This window comes from Oleiphilus sp. HI0066 (genome assembly GCF_001635725.1).
In genome coordinates, this window is record NZ_LWFH01001256.1 from 1 (window position 1) to 19,298 (window position 19,298).

General features: G+C 45.0%; 16 protein-coding genes. 15 read left to right on the forward strand and 1 reads right to left on the reverse strand.

What is annotated here, in order from left to right:
- Nucleotides 1-334: 334 nt before the first annotated feature.
- The gene (locus A3738_RS18040) at nt 335-1,213 is read right to left on the reverse strand and encodes a LysR family transcriptional regulator (RefSeq protein WP_068481133.1); all 879 of its coding nucleotides are present in this window, start codon (nt 1,211-1,213) and stop codon (nt 335-337) included.
- Between the two features lie 174 nt (nt 1,214-1,387).
- On the opposite strand from A3738_RS18040, the gene leuC reads away from it, so the two are divergent.
- The 15 genes from leuC (at nt 1,388) to A3738_RS18115 (ending at nt 19,162) form a co-directional block, all read left to right on the forward strand.
- Nucleotides 1,388-2,809: a 3-isopropylmalate dehydratase large subunit gene (gene leuC / locus A3738_RS18045; RefSeq protein ID WP_068481136.1), complete on the forward strand. Its 1,422-nt coding sequence runs from the start codon at nt 1,388-1,390 to the stop codon at nt 2,807-2,809.
- 14 nt (nt 2,810-2,823) lie between these two features.
- Nucleotides 2,824-3,477 (forward strand): 3-isopropylmalate dehydratase small subunit, encoded by a 654-nt coding sequence (gene leuD / locus A3738_RS18050; RefSeq protein WP_068475469.1) that lies wholly within the window; start codon nt 2,824-2,826, stop codon nt 3,475-3,477.
- 48 nt (nt 3,478-3,525) lie between these two features.
- Nucleotides 3,526-4,611: a 3-isopropylmalate dehydrogenase gene (gene leuB, locus A3738_RS18055; protein WP_068481139.1), complete on the forward strand. Its 1,086-nt coding sequence runs from the start codon at nt 3,526-3,528 to the stop codon at nt 4,609-4,611.
- Between the two features lie 27 nt (nt 4,612-4,638).
- Nucleotides 4,639-5,751 carry an aspartate-semialdehyde dehydrogenase gene (gene asd / locus A3738_RS18060; RefSeq protein ID WP_068481142.1) on the forward strand — a complete coding sequence of 371 codons (1,113 nt, stop codon included), beginning with the start codon at nt 4,639-4,641 and terminating at the stop codon, nt 5,749-5,751.
- A 302-nt stretch (nt 5,752-6,053) separates the two neighbouring features.
- On the forward strand, nt 6,054-9,101 hold the full coding sequence (locus A3738_RS18065; protein WP_068481145.1) for a FimV/HubP family polar landmark protein: 3,048 nt from the start codon (nt 6,054-6,056) through the stop codon (nt 9,099-9,101).
- An 11-nt stretch (nt 9,102-9,112) separates the two neighbouring features.
- Complete coding sequence (gene truA / locus A3738_RS18070; protein WP_197472298.1) at nt 9,113-10,024, forward strand: tRNA pseudouridine(38-40) synthase TruA; 912 nt, start codon at nt 9,113-9,115, stop codon at nt 10,022-10,024.
- A gap of 151 nt (nt 10,025-10,175) precedes the next feature.
- Nucleotides 10,176-10,814: a phosphoribosylanthranilate isomerase gene (locus A3738_RS18075; protein WP_068481151.1), complete on the forward strand. Its 639-nt coding sequence runs from the start codon at nt 10,176-10,178 to the stop codon at nt 10,812-10,814.
- The gene (gene trpB / locus A3738_RS18080) at nt 10,798-12,030 is read left to right on the forward strand and encodes a tryptophan synthase subunit beta (RefSeq protein ID WP_068481154.1); all 1,233 of its coding nucleotides are present in this window, start codon (nt 10,798-10,800) and stop codon (nt 12,028-12,030) included. Before A3738_RS18075 ends, trpB begins: the two co-directional genes overlap by 17 nt.
- A gap of 11 nt (nt 12,031-12,041) precedes the next feature.
- A complete protein-coding gene (gene trpA, locus A3738_RS18085) occupies nt 12,042-12,845 on the forward strand; it encodes a tryptophan synthase subunit alpha (protein ID WP_068501592.1) in 804 nt (267 codons plus the stop codon).
- Nucleotides 12,846-12,869: 24 nt separating this feature from the next.
- Nucleotides 12,870-13,793, forward strand: a complete 924-nt coding sequence (gene accD, locus A3738_RS18090) for an acetyl-CoA carboxylase, carboxyltransferase subunit beta (RefSeq protein ID WP_068481159.1) — start codon at nt 12,870-12,872, stop codon at nt 13,791-13,793.
- Nucleotides 13,794-13,832: 39 nt separating this feature from the next.
- The gene (locus tag A3738_RS18095) at nt 13,833-15,107 is read left to right on the forward strand and encodes a folylpolyglutamate synthase/dihydrofolate synthase family protein (RefSeq protein ID WP_068481162.1); all 1,275 of its coding nucleotides are present in this window, start codon (nt 13,833-13,835) and stop codon (nt 15,105-15,107) included.
- Nucleotides 15,107-15,730 carry an SPOR domain-containing protein gene (locus A3738_RS18100; protein ID WP_068480173.1) on the forward strand — a complete coding sequence of 208 codons (624 nt, stop codon included), beginning with the start codon at nt 15,107-15,109 and terminating at the stop codon, nt 15,728-15,730. The genes A3738_RS18095 and A3738_RS18100 overlap by 1 nt, the downstream gene beginning before the upstream one ends.
- A gap of 136 nt (nt 15,731-15,866) precedes the next feature.
- Nucleotides 15,867-16,382 (forward strand): CvpA family protein, encoded by a 516-nt coding sequence (locus A3738_RS18105; protein ID WP_156502565.1) that lies wholly within the window; start codon nt 15,867-15,869, stop codon nt 16,380-16,382.
- A 10-nt stretch (nt 16,383-16,392) separates the two neighbouring features.
- On the forward strand, nt 16,393-17,910 hold the full coding sequence (gene purF, locus A3738_RS18110) for an amidophosphoribosyltransferase (protein ID WP_068481164.1): 1,518 nt from the start codon (nt 16,393-16,395) through the stop codon (nt 17,908-17,910).
- Nucleotides 17,911-17,932: 22 nt separating this feature from the next.
- On the forward strand, nt 17,933-19,162 hold the full coding sequence (locus A3738_RS18115; RefSeq protein ID WP_068481166.1) for an O-succinylhomoserine sulfhydrylase: 1,230 nt from the start codon (nt 17,933-17,935) through the stop codon (nt 19,160-19,162).
- Nucleotides 19,163-19,298 lie beyond the last annotated feature (136 nt).

Here is a 19,298-nt window from a genome sequence, read left to right on the forward strand (position 1 = left end):
GGTTAAGATTGTGCCGCAACCTGAAAGTAATAGAACGAATAATAGGGTTAAAAATTTCATAGCTTCCTTACTGCATATAACAGTGTGTTTAACGCACCTTCCGGTCCGCTAAACACTTTATCTACATTTTTATAAATTCCATTTTTCGCAATTATATCAGTTATTTACAAACACTTATGAGAAACTCGTCATTGGAAAAAGCGGACCCTTTCATAAAAATGTCACAAAATCTCCGTTATGTGGTGATTTTCTAATTCGTCGGCTTTTCTCTATGAAGTGAGCATTGGTCACGAGAGGTATTTAAAGTCCGCAACTGTCTAAATTCTGACATCCCTCAAGCCTCTTCCCAAATTCCTAATGCTATCTCCATAAATGCGCGGGCAGCGCTGCCTAGATGTTTCTTCTCATAACTGACGGCGCCGAGCTTGCGCTCAATGACAGGGTTGCGAACGGGGAGTGCGTGAAGGTCTTCGTCGATCATTGTTTTTGGCAATACCGACCAGCCCATACCAACGCTGGCCATCATTTTCATGGTTTCTAAGTAGTTGGTTGGTATCTTTGCTTTTAGTTCAAGTTGGTTTTCTTCAAACACCTTGGCGACGATTCGATAGGTGAGTGTGGATTCTGAGGGAAGAATCGCATCATGTTGTGATAGCTCTTTTGGGCCGACGCGTTTTAACTGAGCAAGTGGATGCTGGTGTCCGCATACAAAGGCCATCGGGTCATCCCAAACCAAATGCGTTATGAAATGTTCCCGACGTTGTTCTGGAATCGTTATAAAAGCGATATCGGCGTTGTTTTCTTGAAGCAGGGCATAAGCACTTTCGGAGTCGAGAAAATTCAGGTGCAAATCAACTAAAGGGTGCCGTTTGGAGAACTCGCGCAATATCAAAGGTAACCGATGCAATCCAATATGGTGACTTGCCACAATTCTTAAGTCGCCTTTTACTTCACCACTTGTATCTCGTACTGCCTGTTTTGCGTTGTCGAAGTTGTGCAAGATGTTTAAGGCGTGTGGCAGTAATGCTTTGCCTGCATCAGTCAGGGTGATCTCGCGTTGTAGTCGCTCGAAGAGTTTTACATCAAGCCGGCCTTCTAAGTTTTGAATCCGTTTCGATATGGCGGGCTGGGTAATATGCATGACCTTAGCTGCCTTAGAAAAAGACCCTTCGTTGACGATCGTTATAAATGCGAGAAGCGCTTCAATATCCATAGTATTTGTTAAATAAAGTGATACAAACACGTATTCCTGTTAGGAATCGTATTTATAAAAAATATGACTTTGTTTTATTTATAGGTTGAGAATACAATTTATTCAATAGGTAAAGAAACCCTTGTTTGGCAACGCTTTACCGTATCTAGATTCATTAAGTGAGAGTGTACGTAAATGACAAATAAAACCCTTTACGACAAGTTGTGGGATGCGCACGTTGTTGCAGAGCGTGATGACGGTTCTTCATTGATTTACATTGATCGTCAGCTTCTTCACGAAGTAACTTCACCGCAAGCGTTTGAAGGTCTTCGTATTGCAGATCGTAAGCCTTGGCGTATCGATGCAAACCTTGCAACGCCAGATCATAACGTACCAACAACTGAACGTAGCAGTGGTGTGCAGGGTATTGAAGATCCTGTTTCGCGTATTCAGGTGCAAACGCTTGACAACAACTGTGATGAGTTTGGAATCGTCGAATTTAAAATGCTTGATGAGCGTCAGGGCATTGTGCACGTGGTTGGGCCAGAGCAGGGTGCAACCTTGCCGGGTATGACAGTTGTGTGTGGTGATTCGCACACGTCTACGCATGGTGCGTTTGGTGCGCTTGCGCATGGTATCGGTACTTCTGAAGTTGAGCACGTGCTAGCAACGCAAACGCTTGTTCAAAAGAAAATGAAAAACATGCTTGTTCGCGTGAATGGCAAAGTTGCTCCTGGTATTACAGGTAAAGACATTATTCTTGCGATCATCGGCGAAATTGGTACCGCTGGTGGTACTGGCTATGCGATTGAATTTGCGGGCGAAGCGATCAGTGATTTGAGCATGGAAGGTCGTATGACCATGTGTAATATGGCGATCGAAGCAGGTGCTCGTGCGGGTATGATTGCGGTGGATCAAACGACTATCGATTATGTGAAAGGTCGTACTTACGCGCCAAAAGGTGAGATGTGGGATCGTGCGGTTGAAGCATGGGCTGATCTTCATAGTGACGAAGGCGCGCACTTCGACAAAGTGGTAGAGCTTGATGGCCCAAGCATCGAGCCTCAAGTGACGTGGGGTACTTCACCAGAGATGGTGTTGCCAGTTAGTCATAACGTGCCAAATCCTGCGAATGCGACTGATAGCGTTGAAAAAGAAGGCATTACACGTGCGCTTGAATACATGGGCTTAGAGGCTGATCAAGCCATTACGGATATTCAGCTAGATCGCGTATTTATTGGTTCGTGCACGAACTCGCGCATCGAAGACTTACGCGCTGCGGCGGAAGTTGTTAAAGGTCGCCAAGTGGCGAGCACCTTGAAGCAGGCTTTGGTTGTTCCGGGTTCTGGCTTGGTGAAAGCGCAAGCGGAAGAAGAAGGTTTAGATAAGATCTTTACCGAAGCAGGTCTAGAGTGGCGTGAGCCGGGTTGTTCTATGTGCTTGGCGATGAATGCCGACAAGTTAGGTCAGGGCGAGCATTGTGCATCTACCTCGAACCGTAACTTTGAAGGTCGTCAAGGCTTTGGTGGCCGCACGCACTTGGTAAGTCCTGCGATGGCAGCAGCTGCTGCAATTGCCGGTAAGTTTGTTGACGTTCGCGAATTTGTAAGCGCATAGGGGAGGCGAGAGAGATGAGAAAGTTTACTGAATTAAAAGGCCTTGTTGCTCCGCTTGATCGTGCCAATGTTGATACGGATATGATCATTCCTAAGCAGTTTTTGAAATCTATCAAACGCACTGGCTTTGGTAAGAACTTGTTTGATGAGTTGCGTTACTTAGATGAAGGCAAGCCAGATCAAAGCTGTGAAGGTCGTCCATTAAACGAAGAATTCGTTTTAAACCAAGCGCGCTACCAAGGTTCAAGCGTGTTGATAGCACGTCAAAACTTCGGTTGTGGTTCTTCGCGTGAGCACGCGCCATGGGCTTTAGATGATTACGGTTTCCGTTCTGTGATCGCGCCAAGTTTTGCGGATATTTTCTTCAATAACTGTTTTAAAAATGGCTTGTTGCCGATTGTGTTAACAGAAGAGCAAGTTGATCAGCTAGTCAATGAAGTTGAAGCGACTGAAGGCTATGAGTTGGATATCAATCTTGATGCGCAAACTGTGACAACGCCAAGCGGTGAAAGCTTTAGCTTTGAAATCGATGCATTCCGTAAGCACTGCTTGTTGAACGGTTTGGATGATATTGGCGTGACGCTAGAGAGCGAAGAGAAGATTAAAGAATACGAAGCACGTCGTCGCCAAGAAACGCCTTGGTTGTTTGATGCGATTCAAGGTGCTTAATAAGCGCAAGCACGCGAAAGAATTTGAAAGTTTATTGGAAAGTTAGATATGTCTAAAAAAGTTTTGTTATTGCCAGGTGATGGCATTGGTCCTGAAATCGTTGCGGAAGCAGAACGCGTTCTTGATCTTGTAAATGATAAGTTAGGTCTTGGTCTAGAGACTGACCATGCTTTGGTTGGTGGTTCTGCGATTGACGCGACGGGTGTTCCGCTTCCTGATGAGACGCTAGATAAAGCAAAAGCGTCTGACGCGATTTTACTTGGTGCTGTAGGTGGTCCTAAGTGGGATGCGCTTGATATGGCGATTCGTCCAGAGAAAGGTTTGCTTGGTCTTCGTTCAAATCTTGAGTTGTTCGGTAATTTACGTCCGGCGATTTTATATCCGCAGCTTGCAAGTGCATCAACCCTGAAGCCAGAAGTTGTTTCGGGTCTTGATATCTTGATCGTGCGTGAGTTAACGGGCGGCATTTATTTCGGTCAACCGCGTGGTGTACGTACCCTCGAAAATGGTGAGCGTCAGGGTTACAACACCTATGTGTACTCTGAGAGCGAAATTAAGCGCATTGCAAAAGTTGCGTTTGAAGCAGCGCAAAAGCGTAACGGTAAGCTTTGTTCTGTAGATAAAGCGAACGTACTTGAAGTAACGGTGTTGTGGCGTGAAATTCTTGACGATATGGCGAAAGACTATCCAGATGTAGAGCTGAGTCATATGTATGTTGATAACGCAGCGATGCAGCTCGTTCGTGCGCCGAAGCAGTTTGACGTAATGGTTACAGGCAACATGTTTGGTGACATTCTGTCTGATGCGGCAGCAATGCTTACTGGCTCTATCGGTATGCTTCCATCTGCATCGTTAGATGAGAACAATAAAGGTATGTACGAGCCGTGTCATGGTTCTGCGCCTGATATTGCTGGCCAAGGCATCGCAAACCCGCTCGCAACGATTCTATCCGTTGCGATGATGTTGCGTTATAGCTTGAGCGAGAACAAAGCCGCTGATCTGATTGAAGATGCAGTGAGCAAAGTGCTTGATCAAGGTTTGCGTACTGCAGATATCTTCTCTGAAGGTTCAACAAAAGTCTCTACAAAAGAAATGGGTGACGCGGTTGTTGCGGCGCTTGAGTCTTTGGTTTAAATCACTGGTTTAATAAGGTCGATAGAAATGAAAAAGTTAGGAATGGTCGGCTGGCGTGGCATGGTTGGTTCCGTGCTTATGCAGCGTATGCAAGAAGAGAATGACTTCTCTTTAGTTGAGCCAGTGTTTTTTACGACATCACAAAAAGGTTTACCTGCTCCAGATCTAGGGCAGGGGGAATCAGTATTGCTTGACGCAAATGACGTGAGTGAGCTGGCGCAAATGGATTTCATCATTACCTGTCAGGGTGGTGATTACACAAAAGCGGTTTACCCTAAGTTGCGCGAAAGTGGCTGGGATGGCTACTGGATTGATGCGGCTTCAGCCCTTCGCATGGAAGATAACGCTGTCATCGTGCTTGATCCTGTTAACCGTCACGTGATCGATGAAGCACTATCTAATGGCGTGAAAGACTTCGTCGGTGGTAACTGTACGGTGAGTCTAATGTTGCTTGCTCTAGGAGGTTTGTTCGCGGAAGACTTGGTGGAATGGGTATCACCGATGACATATCAAGCGGCATCAGGTTCAGGCGCTAAGCACATGCGTGAATTGATTACTCAAATGGGTGAGATCAACGAAGCGGTTGCGAATCAGCTAGACAATCCAGCGTCAGCGATTCTTGAAATTGATAAGTTGGTAGCAGAGAAAATGCGTTCAGACGAATTCTCGACTGACCAGTTTGGCGTTCCGCTTGCGGGCTCTTTGATTCCTTATATCGATACGCAGTTGCCGTCAGGCCAAAGCCGTGAGGAGTGGAAAGCAGGTGCTGAAACTAACAAGATTCTCGGTACGCAAGATCAAGCAATCCCAATTGACGGTTTGTGTGTACGTGTTGGTGCTATGCGTTGTCACTCTCAGGCGCTTACCATTAAGTTAAAGAAGGATCTGCCTGTCGAAGAAATTGAGGCTAAATTGGCTGCAGCGAATGATTGGGTCAAAGTAATTCCTAATGATCGCGAAGCATCTATTAACGAGCTTAGCCCAACGGTAGCAACAGGTACCTTGAGTATTCCTGTTGGTCGAATCCGTAAGCTTGAAATGGGTCCTGAGTATATCTCAGCGTTTACAGTTGGCGATCAACTTCTTTGGGGTGCAGCCGAGCCATTGCGTAGAATGTTACGGATAGTTTTGGAAGCTTGAGACTTAGCTTCACTTGCCGATAAAGTCGGTAAGCAGATTAAAAGCCCGTCTGTGAAAACAGATGGGCTTTTTTATTGGCAATAGGAAAGGAGGCAGAACTCAAAAAGCTGACTATTGTTAATAGTTATGTAGTAAAAGTTCAGTTGATAATTTTGGTTTGATGATCGATACTTACCAAAATGTAAAATTTTATTTTTCTCAATAAAAGCAAGTGATTGTGGCTGTTTTTTAAACTGCTTTATAGAAGTATGTTGTAGCTGTAGCTAATTGAGATTGAACCGAAAATTTAAGGGAAAGGCGTAATGATCCGCAAACTGGCTATTGTATTGACCTTGGCGTCCGCAGGTTATGCAGGTTTAACTCATGCTTTGGGTTTAGGCGATGCAAAGGTTAATTCTAATTTAAATCAGCCTTTGGTAGCTGAAATTGAATTGGTGAATACAGGTGGTTTAACAGACGCAGAAATTTTGCCTGGTTTGGCGACCCGAGAAGAGTTCCTTAAGGCAGGAATTGATCGAGTCTATTTCCTTTCAGATATTCGTTTTGAAGTTCAGCGCAATGAGAGTGGCGAGCCAAAAGTGGTTCTCACAACCAAAAAGCCAGTCCGTGAACCGTTCATTAACTTTCTTGTTGAAGTAATTTGGCCAAGCGGTCGTTTATTGCGTGAATACGCTCTGTTGATCGATCCGCCAGTTTTCGCAGAAGACAAACCTGTCGTTGCTAGCCCTGCAGCCTCTCAACAAGCAAAACCGCAAGTTTCTGCACCTGCATCCGTTGAAAAAGGAGATAACTTGGCAGTGCGTTCTAGCGTGAAACCGAAAGCCGGTGCCTTGGCTGGTAACGAGACGTACGGGCCAACTAAATCAACAGATACGCTTTGGGATATCGCGACAGGCATTCGTCCAGATCGGAATGTTAGTCCGCAACAAGTGATGCTTGCGATTCAGGATTTGAATCCTGACGCTTTTATTGATGGAAATATCAATAAGATGAAAGCGGGCCAAATTCTGCGCTTGCCAACGCGCGATCAAATGACATCGCGTAGTGCTTATCAGGCGATCAATTCGGTTATTGAGCAAAATGCTGCTCTAAGAAAGCCAAAGACCAAGACTCCGACTTCTTCCTCTAAGCCTTCAATTCAACCAGCTCCGAAAACACAAAAGCCTGCGGCGAATCAGGATCAACTTAAGCTAGTTGTTCCAGATAAAGATTCAAAAGCATCTGATTCAGCGGGTTCAGATCCTCAAGGTTCAAACGCTACTGGTGTGTCTCAGGGTGAAATGAATATTGCTCTGGAGCAGCTCGATAAAGCGAATCTCGAGAACGAAGAGTTAAGCGGTAAGGTTGATGCGCTTGAAGAGCAACTTGAGACCCTTCAGCGCATACTTACGCTAAAAAATGATCAGCTAGCGAGCTTGCAGTCGCAGATGCGTGCAAGTGAATTAGACGCAGCGCAAGCAGAGGTTGACGGCGGGCAGGGTGCTTCTCAAGCGTCAGTTGAAGAAACTGCAGAGGTTGCTGAAGTCATTGTTGAGCAAGTAAAAGAAACGGTAGTTCTAAACGAAGATGGCTCAGTGATCGCTGAACAAGTTGAGGTGGCTGAAGTTGTTGCAGAGATTCAAGTAGAAGAAGTAAAACCTGCGGAAGCTGCGCCTGCTGAAGCTGCGCCTGCTGAAGCTCCAGCACCAGTTAACTTTCAAGAAGATTTGCTGAACAAGCTTATGACTAACCCTCTTTACCAAGCTGGTGTGGCGGGTATTTTGATTCTTCTATTGATTGCGTTGTGGTTGATTTCCAAGTCGCGTGCAAAGCAAGAATCTGATGACTATGAAGAAGAATATGAGACGGTTGAATCTGATGAGTCTGCTGAACTTGAATCGGCTGATGAAGAGTTGGAAGAACCTGCCGGAGTTGTCGAAGAAGAAGCGGATGAAGAGTTTGTAGAGGAAGATGCGCCTGCTTCACCAGAAGAGGACGTAATTGCAGAGTCTGATGTATATATCGCTTATGGTCGCTTGGATCAGGCAGCTCAGATTTTAGAAGATGGTATTTCGAACGATCCGGTTCGTGTTGATTATCGTCTTAAATTATTAGAAGTGTATCGCGACCTTGGCGATTCAGATTCGTTTGAAAAGCAGTTTAGTGAGTTGTCGGCTATCCAGGATCAAGATGCGCTTGAAAAAGCCGCACAGATTCGTGTTGAGCTGAATGAGCGTTTAGAAGAGCTTGCAAATCAGAAAGCAGATGCTGGTAGTGCAGAAGAAGTAGAGCATTTGTTAGACGAGGATGAAGAGCAGGCGCTTTTATCTGGAGACGATAACAACTTTGACTTCGATACGGTTGAGCAGGAAGAAAGCGAAGTTGCAGAAACTATTCAAGAAGAGGTGCTAGACTCTGAGTCTCCTGCAAGCTTGGAAGATTCCGAAGACTCATACGCTGAAGAAGCGCTTGAAGAGGTTGCTGGTGATATAGATTTTTCTTCAGAAGATTTAGATATCGATTTAGATATCGATTTGGAGCTTGATGAAAGTGATAAAGAACTAGAAGTTGATCCAGGTATCGATTTCTCATCAGAAGATTTAGATCTTGGTGGTGACTCTGACAAAGCAGAAGAGCTTGAGTTGGATGCTGACAATGATGCATCGGTTGCAGATGCAGCTTCGTCTCATCTCGTAGATGAAGACGATGAATTGTCGCTAAGTGATGCAGAGTTAAATCACGAAGCTGAAATTGATTTGGATTTGAGTGATGAGTTATCACTTGATGATGAGGCTTTAGGTCTTGATGAAGATGCGGGTGCAGCTTCTGAAGCTGAAAGCCTTGAGTCGGCAGTGGAAGAGGTAGATGCGGATGATCTTAGCCTAGAGTTGGACGAAGCCTTGGATTTAGATTTTGACTCTGAATCTGAAGAAGAGTTGTCCTTAGATGCTGAAGAGCTAGATTCCCTAGAATTGGATGATTCTGAATCCGAGGACCTTGGAGATGCTCTTGATGAGCTGGATGATTTGGAGCTGGAAGATTCGTTGACTGAAAATGCTGAAGCAGACGAAGGTGCTTCAGATGTCCTTGATCTAGGAGATGACGAACTCACCATCACAGACGAGACCCTAGATGAAGCGGCTGAAGCGTTGGGCGATGCAGATGATTTCGAGCCGGAATTAAGTGATGACGAAGATTTCGACTTCTTAGAAGGAACCGATGAGGTGTCTACTAAGTTGGATTTGGCGCGCGCTTATATCGATATGGGTGACACCGAAGGCGCTAAAGAGATTTTAGTTGAAGTTCAGCAAGAAGGCTCTGATCAGCAGAAGCAGCAAGCGAATGAACTGATAGATTCTATTTCTAAATAAGTATGGCAGATATGAATATTGCGGCCGGTAACGATCACGTTACTGGCCGCATTGCGTTAGGATTGATGTACAAAGGGAGTGCTTATTGTGGCTGGCAGTCTCAAAAAAGCGGTGTCCCCTCTGTGCAGGCTGAATTAGAAGCTGCGATTTCTCGTGTCGCAAACCATACTGTCGAAGTTGTGTGTGCGGGTCGTACTGATAAAGCTGTTCATGCGAGTTATCAGATTGTTCATTTTGATACCACATCTGTAAGAACTGCGCGCTCCTGGGTTTTTGGTTGTAACGCAAATCTGCCGTCAGATATTTCTGTTTCTTGGGTGCAGCCGGTTTCAGATGAGTTTCATGCACGTTTTTCTGCGTTTAATCGCCGCTATAACTATGTGATCTTTAATCATCCTATTCGACCAGCGCATTTTTATGACGAAATGACTTGGTGTCATTACGCTTTAGATGAGTCGCTGATGCATCGAGCGGCACAATGCTTGGTGGGCGAGCATGATTTTACTTCGTTTCGTGCCGTTGGATGTCAGAGTAAATCGCCGTTTCGGCATATCGACCACGTTCGCGTAAATCGTTTCGGTAATATTCTTGTGCTGGATATTCAGGGCAATGCCTTCTTGCATCATATGGTGCGTAATATCGCGGGCGTCCTTATGTCGATAGGTGCGGGTCGAAATCCAGTGGAGTGGTGTGCTGAAGTGCTTGCGGCGAAAGATCGTACTAAAGCCGATGTGACTGCTCAGCCTTATGGTTTGTTTTTAACGGATGTGGGCTATCCCGATCAATATGATTTGCCCCCCTCAGGCGGCGCGCCAAGCTTGATTCAGGCAATGCTGGCGATGTCAGACTCTAATAAAGTTGATTGGGATGTTATTTCTCCTGCAGATATGTGGGATATCGCGCGACAAGGAAATAATAAATAGCGGTACTAATCTTTGGTCGATTAGTCCACATGCCAAAGGTTTATTGTTTTTACGATCTTCTGTAAAAAGCTTCAAACAGTTATACTGGCCTGCTGCGGGCTTCACACTTAGTGAAGATTCTCTCGATTTATTCTGATAAGTGTTTGCTTTTATGCTCTCTAATTCGCGCGCACGAACAAAAATCTGCGGTATTACTCGACCTGAAGATGCCCTTGCTGCGGTATCTGCAGGAGCTGATGCTATTGGTCTGGTTTTTTATGCGCCAAGCCCTCGTTCTGTAACGGTTGATCAAGCGAAAGAGATTTGCACCGTACTACCTCCGTTTGTTGGTGTTGTCGCGTTGTTTGTAGACGCAGAACCCTCTCTTATCCATCAGGTGTGTAAAGAGTTGCCAGTGACTTTGCTCCAATTTCACGGGGATGAAAGTGAATCTGATTGTCAGGGTTACGGCGTACCATACATTAAGGCGTTGCGTGTACGTTCATCTGAGGATGTTACGAACGCCGAAAATAATTATCCAACCGCGACCGGTATCCTCGTAGATACCTACAAAGCTGGTGTGCAGGGCGGAACTGGCGAAACATTTGACTGGGATCTTTTACCTGTTCAGCGATCTAAGCCGCTAATTTTAGCGGGTGGTCTTACTCATCAAAACGTGGCGAAAGCAATTGCGCACGTTCAACCATACGCGGTTGATGTGAGTGGTGGTGTTGAAGCATCAAAGGGCATCAAGTCATCACAATTGATACAACAATTTTTACAAGAGGTGTCCTGTGGGAGCAGAAGCTAACGCTAAGTTTACCGAACAGTTTCTAAGTACTTTACCAAGTGATACTGGCCACTTTGGGCCTTACGGTGGTCGCTTCGTTTCGGAAACTTTATTCGCGGCATTGAACGAACTAGAAGCAAAGTACCGCGAACTTAAAAATGATCCGGAATTCGTTAAGGAATTCGACAAAGATCTTGCTGATTATGTTGGTCGTCCTTCACCTTTATATTTTGCTGAAAGACTGACAAAAGAAGTTGGTGGAGCCAAGATTTACTTCAAGCGTGAAGATCTAAACCATACTGGCGCGCACAAAGTTAACAATACGATTGGTCAGGCATTGCTTGCTAAATATCTTGGGAAGCCTCGTGTTATAGCCGAGACAGGCGCGGGTCAGCATGGTGTGGCTTCTGCTACGGTTGCTGCGCGAATGAATCTTGATTGCAAGGTCTTTATGGGTGCCGAAGACGTTCAACGTCAAGCTTTGAATGTATATCGCATGAAGCTGCTAGGTGCAGAAGTTGAAGCTGTAACGAGTGGTACGAATACGCTTAAAGACGCAATGAATGAAGCGTTGCGCGACTGGGTAACTAATGTCGATAACACTTTTTACATCATCGGTACGTGTGCAGGCCCGCACCCGTACCCAATGCTTGTGCGTGATTTCCAGTCGATTATTGGTCGCGAAGCGCGAGCGCAATGTCTTGAGAAAGAAGGACGCTTGCCTGATGCGCTAGTGGCTTGTGTTGGTGGTGGCTCGAACGCCATCGGCTTGTTCTATCCCTTTATTTGTGACGAAGGTGTAGAGATGTACGGCGTCGAAGCGGGTGGCTTTGGCATCGAAACAGGGCAGCACGCAGCGCCACTTTGTGCTGGCCAACCGGGTGTATTGCACGGTAACCGTACGTATTTGATGAGCGATCAGAATGGTCAGATACAGGGGACGCATTCTGTGTCTGCTGGTCTTGATTATCCAGGTGTAGGGCCTGAGCATTCTTGGTTGAAGGATGAGAAGCGTGCGAATTATGTTTCTGTTACAGATGATGAGGCGCTAGAAGCGTTTAGACGTCTTACCTTGGTTGAGGGCATTATGCCTGCTCTCGAGACAAGCCACGCGATAGCTTACGCAATCAAGAAGGCGGCAACAATGAAGTCAGACCAGATCCTGATCGTTAATTTGAGTGGTCGTGGTGATAAAGATATTCTTACCGTTGCGGGCATTGATGGAATTTCAATTTAAGCGAAAATAATATGAGTCGTATAAAATCTACAATCAATGCTCTTAAAGCTGAGGGCAAAAAAGCGCTAATTCCTTACATTACCGCCGGTGATCCGCAACCTTCTTGGACGGAAGACTTAATGCACTGCTTGGTAGATTCAGGCGCTGACATCATTGAGTTGGGTGTTCCATTCTCAGATCCAATGGCTGACGGTCCGGTTATTCAGTTGGCATGTGAAAGAGCTTTGAAGCACAACACTAGCTTGTCTGACATTTTTGATATTGTCCGTTCTTTTAGAGAGAAAAATACTAACACCCCTGTCGTATTAATGGGATATTTGAATCCCATTGAACGTATGGGCGTTGATGCCTTCCTTGAGAAAGCGGCGGAGTCTGGTGTAGACGGAGTGTTAACGGTCGACTTACCTCCTGAAGAAGCAGAAATTTTTGCGCCAAAAGTTGCTGCGAAAGGCATGGATTCGGTGTTTTTGATTGCACCTACTACGACAGATGATCGCATTCGTAGCATCTGCAAACATAGCTCTGGCTACGTTTACTATGTCTCGGTGAAGGGTGTAACGGGATCTGCTGCACTAAGCACTGATGATGTCGCTCAAAAAGTTGCGAACATTCGTTCGATTGCAGATATTCCCGTTGGTGTAGGTTTTGGTATTACAGATGCTGAATCAGCAAGTGCGGTTGCTAAGGTGTCTGACGGCGTTATTGTAGGAAGCGTATTGGTAAATACGATTAAAGAAAATCAAGAAGACTTGTCGGTTATAAAAGATAAACTAGGCTCAGTACTGTCTTCGATGCGTCAAGCGATGGACGCTTAATCTATCCTAAGGTTGGAATAGTAAATGAGCAGTTGGCTAGACCGAATTAAGCCTAGTGTAATTAGATCTGAATCCAAGACTCGAGGGAATATTCCTGAAGGTGTTTGGAAGAAGTGCCCTAAGTGTGGATCTGCACTTTATTTGCCTGAGTTGTCTAAGAATCTAGACGTATGCCCTAAGTGTTCACACCATTTGAGAGTGAACGCGCGTCGTCGTGCTGAGATATTTTTAGATCCAGGTTATGAAGAGCTGAGTGAAAACTTAAAGCCTGACGATTTGCTTAAGTTTAAGGACACGAAAAAGTATAAAGATCGATTAGCTGCTGCCCAAAAAAGTACCGATGAAGATGATGCCTTATTAACATTCAAGGGTTCCTTGCAAGGCCTTGATGTAGTGATTGCTGCTTTTGAATTTAATTTCATGGGCGGATCCATGGGCTCCGTTGTAGGCGAAAAGTTTGTTCAGGCAGTGAATTGTTGTATCGAGGAGCATCGTGCTCTTGTGTGCTTTAGCGCCAGTGGCGGTGCGAGAATGCAAGAAGCATTAATCTCATTAATGCAAATGGCAAAAACATCCGCAGCCTTAGAAAAGCTCAAAGAAGCAGGCTTACCATATGTTTCAGTTATGACTGATCCTGTTTTCGGTGGCGTTTCAGCGAGTTTGGCAATGCTGGGCGATGTAAATATTGCAGAGCCCAATGCATTGATTGGTTTTGCTGGTCCGCGCGTCATAGAGCAAACTGTTCGAGAAAAGCTACCAGAAGGTTTTCAGCGTAGTGAATTTCTTTTAGAGCACGGCGCAATTGATATGATTGTCGATCGCGCGTCCTTGCGCTCAACCATATATTCACTTCTAAGTATGTTGACCATTAAAGAATTGGCGAGCATTAGCCATGCTAATGATGATGAGTCGGCTAGTTCTGATGCGTCAGGCTCTAACTCTGAGTAGTGGCGTAGATCATCAAAGCATAATCACGAGGTTGTTGTGATGACACTCAATGAGTGGTTGAGTGAGTTAGAAAAACGTCATTCGCAAGAAATTGATTTAGGCTTAGACCGTATTCGTACGGTCTTCGATGCTTTAAATATTGCTGACAAGCTTCCTAGAATTGTTACTGTCGCTGGAACAAACGGTAAGGGATCAACTCTCCAAGCTATCGTTGAAGGCTTGCACTCAGTTGGCGTACGCACTGCAAGTTACATTTCCCCTCATTTTCATCGCTTCAATGAGCGCATTGTCCTAGGACATTCGGAGCTCGATGATGAGTCTATTGTTTCCGCTTTCGAGCAAGTAGAGAAAGCGCGTCATCAGGTTTCACTCTCATACTTTGAATTTACAACACTAGCTGCGTTTGTCGCTTTTTCTAAGGAATTTCTAGCTGGTCGCTTAGACGTGGCTGTGTTGGAGGTTGGCCTAGGAGGGCGTTTAGATGCAGTTAATATCGTTGATGCTGATGTCGCAATCGTTACTAGTATCGGGCTAGATCATCAGGATTGGTTAGGTGATACCTTAGAGCTAATAGCACGAGAGAAGGCAGGAGTATTTCGTAAGCATCAAGCATCCTATACAGGTGAGACATTCCCACCAAGTGTTAGGTTAGAACTAAATAATAACGATATATATCCTGATATGTATTTGCGAGAATTCGGGAGTTGGTCAGATTTAAGCGAAGGCGCAGTATTTGATTATAAGGGTTCAGAAGTCGTTTTGAATTGTTTCGCTGATAATGATTTACCCCATAATAATCTCGCGCTTGCGATGCAGGCATGCTTGAAAATCTTTGAGTTAAGTCAACAAGAGTTTGAATCCAATCAGTTGCAGTTATGTGCGCAAGCGATTTCAAAAACTCAGGTCTCTGGTCGCTTAGAGCGTGTCTCAGAAAACCCCGAAATCCTATTCGATGTGGCGCATAACGGCGCGGCGGCAAAATTACTTTCTAGTCACTTAAAACAAAAATATTTGGGCCGAAAATTGATTGCTGTGTTTTCGTGCTTGAAGGATAAAGACTTACGTGAGATTGTATTGGCGCTCGACGGGGTGATAACCCAATGGCATATCACTGAGCTTGATGGGCCGCGCGCGCGTCCTCTCGAAGAGATGTCTTCTCAAATGATTGGCATGTCTCAGGAGGTTAGTACGTTCAATAACCTTAAAGAGGCGTTTGAGGGAGCTAAGTCCATAGCGATGTCGAGTGGTGCAGTTGTTGTAGTATTTGGATCCTTTTTTGTGATTGAAGCGTTGAGAGAGCAGGTTAAATCTTAATGAGTGAGTCTGTAGATGGTTTGAAACAACGCCTCGTCGGTGCGTTTGTTATTCTTTCCTTAGCGGTTATTTTCTTACCTATGCTATTTGATAAGCCGCATCGAGAGGGTGCTGAGGCTGTTGAACTAGTGCCTGAGAAGCCTCAGATACAGACCGTGGTGATTTCAAAGCCAAATCCCAATGTGAAAAAGAATGCACCGGCTTCCGAGTTGGATCCGGATTCTGAGCTCCCTAAATTAGTCCCTGCAGCGGAACCGATTAAACCGACAACGCAAACGGATGAAAAAACCGTTGACTCCTCGCCAGAGAAAGCGTCAGTGCCAGTTGCTGTCTCAACTCCCAAAGGTAAAGAGCCTTCGTCTTCAGTAGTCTCTAAGCCCAAAGTTTATAAGAATGTTTGGATGGTTCAGTTGGGCACGTTTTCGAATAAAGAAAACGCGTTTAAATTGCGAGATAGACTTCGTGAAGCCGGTATTGACGGCCATACAAAGCCCTTGAAATCGGGCTCTGCTATTCGTGTATTTGCTGGTCCATTCGTCACTAAGAAAGAAGCGATAAGAATAAAAAGAAAGCTGGATTCTCAATTTAAAGTGAATAGTTTGGTTGTCTTTTTCGAGGCTTAATTTGACCGTATGGTTAGGATAAGTTCCTGTTATTTAAGAAAAAAATAGTCACTGTTTTGTGGCTTGTATAGGGGATGAGTAAGGTGTTTGTTATGATGCGCCCGAATCTGACAGAGAAGGTTTTGTCGGAGGCTTTGTGTTTGAGCTAATGTGGGCGGATTGGGCTCTATTGGGGATAATTGTTTTCTCAAGCCTAATCAGTATTCTTCGTGGTTTTACTAAAGAAGCGCTTTCACTGGTTATTTGGGTGATTGCTTTTATCGTGGCTAGAAGTTTTCAGCCACAAGCTCAAACTTTGTTGTCTCCACATATTGCTGACCCCGTTATGTTATTAGCGGCCTCGTTTGCAATCCTTTTTATTGTGACCTTGCTGGTTGGTGCTGTCGTTAGTCATCTTGTCTCGATGCTGATTAAAGTGACTGGTTTGAGCACGCTTGATCGCGTTCTAGGTATGGTGTTTGGGATGGCTAGAGGTGTTGTGGTCTGTATAGCGCTTGTCGCGATTGTGCGTTATACGCCTTGGTCTAAAGAAACTTGGTGGTCAGATTCTGTAGTTATCGAGCAGTTAACAGTGGTTGAATATTGGACTCGGTCTGTTTTTGGATCCGGGGTCGATGAATTGTCATCTTTTATAGCGAATACAAAATTCTGAGGAATGCGATATGTGCGGTATTGTCGGCATCGTGGGGAAGTCTAACGTAAACCAAACTCTCTTTGATGCACTGACGGTGCTTCAACATCGTGGCCAGGATGCCGCGGGCATCGTTACCTGTCAGGACGATCGTTTTTTTCTGCGTAAAGACAACGGGCTCGTGCGCGATGTTTTTCGTACTCGTCACATGCGCCAATTACAGGGTAATGTAGGTATCGGGCATGTTCGTTATCCGACGGCGGGTAGTTCTAGCTCAGCCGAAGCACAACCTTTCTATGTGAACTCGCCTTACGGTATTACGCTTGCGCACAACGGTAATTTAACGAATACCATCGAATTGTCTGATGGTGTTCTTAAATCAGATCTTCGTCATATCAATACGACTTCTGACTCTGAAGTGCTTTTAAATGTTCTAGCGCATGAGTTACAAAACCAAGGCAAACTAATTCCAACGCATGTCGAAATTTTTGCAGCCGTTAAAGAGGTGCATAAACGTGCTCGTGGCGCTTATGCCGTGGTTGCCATGATCACTGGGTATGGGGTGCTTGCATTCAGAGATCCGAATGGCATTCGACCAGCCTGTTTTGGTAAAAGAGAAACAGAATTTGGTACAGAATATATGGTCGCTTCTGAAAGTGTTGCCTTGGATGCTGCTGGCTTCGAATTAGTTCGTGATATTGAGCCGGGTGAGGCGATCTATATTGAAAACGATGGTTCATTTCATAATGAGCTTTGCGCTGAAAGTGCGACCTTAACGCCTTGTATTTTTGAGCATGTGTATTTCGCGCGCCCTGATTCAATGATTGATGATATTTCTGTATACAAAGCGCGTTTAAGAATGGGCTCTACTTTAGCGAAGAAAGTCCTGAAGCTTCGCCCTGATCACGATATTGACGTCGTTATTCCAATTCCTGATACAAGCCGAACGAGCGCGATGGAAATGGCGAATGAGCTGGGTGTGAAGTATCGCGAAGGTTTCATCAAAAATCGTTACATTGGGCGTACCTTTATTATGCCTGGTCAAAGTCAGCGTAAAAAATCCGTTCGTCAAAAGTTGAATCCGATTGGTCCAGAATTCCAAGGCAAAAACGTATTGCTTGTGGATGATTCTATTGTTCGTGGTACGACGTGTAATGAAATTATCCAGATGGCACGTGATGCCGGTGCGCGCAATGTGTATTTTGCGTCAGCAGCGCCACCTGTGCGTTATCCAAATGTATATGGTATTGATATGCCTGCGGCGAACGAATTGATTGCACATGATCGTTCGGTAGACGAGATAGCTGAGATAATCGGTGCAGATTGGTTGTTGTATCAGGATCTAGATGATTTGGTCGATGCGGTGAGTGCTGGTAATCCTGAGATCACTAAATTTGATTGCTCGGTGTTCGATGGTAACTATGTGACTGGTGATATTGATGACGCTTATCTAGAGCGTTTGGAAAGAAGTAGAAATGATGCCAGTAAATCTCAAGAAGCAAGTATACTAGAGGGTGAAGAGCAATTAAGCCTGCATAACGCAGGTTAGCCCAGTAATCTAGAGATACATAATGCCTAAAAGCAAGAATTTGAAGGCCACCATCCCTGAACCGAATCTTGAAGGTTTATCGGTGGAGACCTTAGCGATTCGCTCTGGCCAGATTCGCAGTCCTGAGCTTGAGCATAGCGAAGCTATTTTTCCAACATCCAGTTTTGTTTTCAATTCCGCGGAAGAAGCCGCGCAGCGATTCTCAGGTGATATTCCTGGAAATGTTTATGCCCGCTTTACAAATCCAACCGTTACTATGCTAGAAACGCGCATTGCTGCCTTAGAGGGTGGTGAGCGTGCAGTGGCAACAGCCTCAGGTATGTCTGCAATTATGGCGACCTTTATGGCTGTTCTTAAGCAGGGCGATCATGTTTTATGTTCGCGTAGCGTTTTTGGAACCACAACGGTTTTCTTAGAAAAATTTATGTCGAAATTCGGCGTTGATGTCGAGTTTGTTGACCTAGTTGATTATGAGGCTTGGGAGTCCGGACTGAAGCAAAATACTAGAGTTGTATTTGTCGAAACGCCGTCCAACCCTTTATGTGAAGTGGTCGACTTAGAGCGACTTCGAAGCATTATTGATTCGAAAAGCTTAGATCAGCAGTGTTTATTCATTGTTGATAACTGCTTCTGCACGCCTGCGCTTCAACAACCTTTGTCGATGGGGGCGGATATTATTATTCACTCTGCGACCAAATATATTGACGGGCAGGGACGTTGCTTAGGCGGGCTTGTTGTGGGAAGTAACGAGCTGATGGCGGAAGTGCATGGTTATATGCGTTCTGCTGGCCCTGCGATGAGTCCGTTTAATGCATGGGTGTTCCTGAAAGGCTTGGAAACTTTGAGTCTCAGAATGAAGGCGCACTCTGAGAATGCGCTTAAAGTAGCTCGCTGGCTGGAGCAGCAGCCGCAAGTAGAGCAAGTATTTTACGCTGGTCTTGAATCTCATCCCTATTATGAGTTGGCAAAACGTCAGCAGAAAGGTGCAAGTGGTGTGCTTTCATTTCGAGTGAAAGGTGGTCGCGAGCAAGCTTGGAATGTCATTGATGGCGTTGAGTTCTTGTCGTTGACTGCTAACTTGGGTGATGCGAAAACCACAATTACTCATCCTGCGACAACGACGCATGGTCGTTTAAGTGATGAAGAAAAGGCGCGCGCTGGAATTACCGAAAATCTAATACGTGTTTCGGTTGGTTTAGAGTCAGCCGATGACGTCATTGCAGATCTTGAAAAAGGCTTGGCATCAATTTGATGCCAAGTTGTTAAAATCTAAGCAAATTCTATATATTTCAAATAATTAAAGTTAAATCTTAAAACTTTTCTATAATAATGATTAGTGTTGCGTAAATTCCATAAGTGGGATTTACCTTTGCTCGTATTTTAGAAAG

Bases quoted from the DNA above. Each gene is read 5' to 3' on its own strand.
- A3738_RS18040 (WP_068481133.1), bottom strand. From the start codon at position 1,213: ATGGATATTGAAGCGCTTCTCGCATTTATAACGATCGTCAACGAAGGG.
- leuC (WP_068481136.1), top strand. From the start codon at position 1,388: ATGACAAATAAAACCCTTTACGACAAGTTGTGGGATGCGCACGTTGTT.
- leuD (WP_068475469.1), top strand. From the start codon at position 2,824: ATGAGAAAGTTTACTGAATTAAAAGGCCTTGTTGCTCCGCTTGATCGT.
- leuB (WP_068481139.1), top strand. From the start codon at position 3,526: ATGTCTAAAAAAGTTTTGTTATTGCCAGGTGATGGCATTGGTCCTGAA.
- asd (WP_068481142.1), top strand. From the start codon at position 4,639: ATGAAAAAGTTAGGAATGGTCGGCTGGCGTGGCATGGTTGGTTCCGTG.
- A3738_RS18065 (WP_068481145.1), top strand. From the start codon at position 6,054: ATGATCCGCAAACTGGCTATTGTATTGACCTTGGCGTCCGCAGGTTAT.
- truA (WP_197472298.1), top strand. From the start codon at position 9,113: ATGAATATTGCGGCCGGTAACGATCACGTTACTGGCCGCATTGCGTTA.
- A3738_RS18075 (WP_068481151.1), top strand. From the start codon at position 10,176: ATGCTCTCTAATTCGCGCGCACGAACAAAAATCTGCGGTATTACTCGA.
- trpA (WP_068501592.1), top strand. From the start codon at position 12,042: ATGAGTCGTATAAAATCTACAATCAATGCTCTTAAAGCTGAGGGCAAA.
- accD (WP_068481159.1), top strand. From the start codon at position 12,870: ATGAGCAGTTGGCTAGACCGAATTAAGCCTAGTGTAATTAGATCTGAA.
- A3738_RS18095 (WP_068481162.1), top strand. From the start codon at position 13,833: ATGACACTCAATGAGTGGTTGAGTGAGTTAGAAAAACGTCATTCGCAA.
- A3738_RS18100 (WP_068480173.1), top strand. From the start codon at position 15,107: ATGAGTGAGTCTGTAGATGGTTTGAAACAACGCCTCGTCGGTGCGTTT.
- purF (WP_068481164.1), top strand. From the start codon at position 16,393: ATGTGCGGTATTGTCGGCATCGTGGGGAAGTCTAACGTAAACCAAACT.
- A3738_RS18115 (WP_068481166.1), top strand. From the start codon at position 17,933: ATGCCTAAAAGCAAGAATTTGAAGGCCACCATCCCTGAACCGAATCTT.